The sequence below is a fragment of the Arhodomonas sp. KWT genome (genome assembly GCF_010993615.1).
Genome location: NZ_WNXE01000364.1, coordinates 1 through 1,858, shown reverse-complemented (window position 1 = coordinate 1,858; position 1,858 = coordinate 1). Strand labels below are relative to the sequence as shown.

At 70.0% G+C, this 1,858-nt stretch carries 3 protein-coding genes; all 3 read right to left on the bottom strand.

The window, feature by feature from the left end; all coding sequences use genetic code 11:
• Positions 1–402: 402 nt before the first annotated feature.
• On the bottom strand, positions 403–861 hold the full coding sequence (locus G7A99_RS18970) for a hypothetical protein (protein WP_018717017.1): 459 nt from the start codon (positions 859–861) through the stop codon (positions 403–405).
• Between the two features lie 69 nt (positions 862–930).
• On the bottom strand, positions 931–1,437 hold the full coding sequence (locus G7A99_RS18965) for a DoxX family protein (protein ID WP_163143121.1): 507 nt from the start codon (positions 1,435–1,437) through the stop codon (positions 931–933).
• Between the two features lie 22 nt (positions 1,438–1,459).
• A partial coding sequence (locus tag G7A99_RS18960; protein WP_205599930.1) for a hypothetical protein occupies positions 1,460–1,858 on the bottom strand: 399 nt, incomplete at its 5' end.

Sequence of the window (1,858 nt, the reverse complement as noted above, 5' to 3'; positions counted from 1 at the left end):
AGGTTGGCTGCTCCTGGCAGCCAACATCCCGCCCTGCGGCGCTGGTAACGTCGACTGCCTTGAGCGGCCGACCTTACAACCGCGACATAACCCCGATGTGCGTACGTTCTGCCAGCACCAACGCAGACGGAGCAAGCCGGGAGCGGTAACTCGGTTGCCCCTCGCAAACGACGGCTACGGCTGCGGTGGCGTCGTCCGGTTTGCTGGACGGAGAGGTGGACCAAGCGCCTGTCGGCACAGCGGGATGCCGTACGCCACCGGTGGCTGATCCAGAGGTGGTGTCGCTGCGCATGCCGGGGCGGCGCTCGTGTGCAGGGTCCCGTAGGCGCGGCCGGGTATCGCCCGTCTCCGGTGTCCAGCCCCGGATCCGCGTGCCCGGACCTGACGATGGGTCGGGGAGCGTTACTCCGGCCGGTGCGAGGCCAGCCACTCCAGCACGCGGACCCGGCGGTCGTCGTCGTTCAGCCCTTCGGCACCGGCGGCCCGCAGGACCGAGGCCGGCCAGCCGGTGCCGCCTTCCACCAGTTCTTCGAGCGTGCCCCACCAGATGATGCGGAAACGTCCGTCGAGCGCGTTGTTGTAGGCCTCGCGCAGCGCCGGGGCCAGGCCGGCGACGGACAGCGGCGTGAGCGCGCGTTCCAGCTCCGTCTTGAGCTCGATGAGCGTGCCGCCCTCGACGCCCCAGCGCTGGGGCTCCATGCGCACCAGGTACTGCTGCAGCTCTGCGACGTTGCGGAACCACTCGATGACCTCGCTCTCGCCATCGCTGGTTACCGCGGCTACCGGATAGCGTTGCGGATCGCGCCGACGCGTGAGCCGCTCTATCTGCGCAAAGGGTTTGCCTTCCCAGCCGTACATCATGCCCGTCGTGACTGCCCCTAAACCCGTTACCCTACTACCGAGCGGGGGGGCGGGCATACCGGCGGCCGGTCAGCCGGACCGCATCAGGCGGCTCGCCACGACGGCGTCCAGAGAGATCCGCCCCGGTCCGTGGGCGATGATCGCCAGCAGCATCGCCGCCCAGGGCAGGTGGTAGGCCTGCCACGCGTCCGGGATCGTGAGCTGGATGATCGCGGTCATCGCAAGCATCCCGGCGGCGGCGAGGCGGGTCCCCAGGCCCAGGACCAGCATGACGGGGAACACCAGCTCACCGATGCCGGAGAGGGTCGCCATCAGCGCCGGGAAAGGGTAGGCGTACGTCCCGCCGAGGATGTGCAGGCGGAAGTCGTTGGTGAACAGCCACACCGCGCCGGGCGAGGGCTGGAGAAACCCGTCGAATTTAGTCAACCCCGACTGCCAGAACGGGATTGCCATGGTGAGGCGCAGCACGAGCTGGGGCACGCTCGCCGGCAGCCGGCCGAGCCAGGTGCTTATCACCCCGGGTATCCGCGAGGCCCGGTTCAGCCCGGTGACGATCGGTGCAGTCGCGACGCGCATGGGGTCTCCCTCCCTTGCAGGCTTACGGGTCGAGGCGGTAGCCGGCGAGTGCGCCGGTCGTCAGGAGCGCCTGAAGCACGGTGGCCAGGTCGAAGGACGCGTCCGCCTCGGCCACGGTTCCCGCGGCCTCCGGCAGGCTCTGGCCCGTATCGAGTGCGCGGATGAACACGTCCGCCCGGCCGGGCAGGCACTGTGTGTACACCTGGAGGACGGGCCGGGTGACCAGTGCGGTGCCGCCGCCGCTGCCGAGATCCACGGGGCGGACGGACTCGTCGTGGGTGTTCGTCTCCCAGATCGACGTTACCGGCCAGGGGCTGGCCACGATCCGTGTGGCCGGGTGCAGCGTGAGCCGCAGGCCGGTCAGGGCGTCCGCGTGCACATTGGAGAGTGCCTCCGGGGCAAGGGCGTCGGCGTCGGCGGC

Coding starts and splice junctions, on each gene's coding strand:
- G7A99_RS18970 (WP_018717017.1), bottom strand. CDS start 861: ATGATGTACGGCTGGGAAGGCAAACCCTTTGCGCAGATAGAGCGGCTC.
- G7A99_RS18965 (WP_163143121.1), bottom strand. CDS start 1,437: ATGCGCGTCGCGACTGCACCGATCGTCACCGGGCTGAACCGGGCCTCG.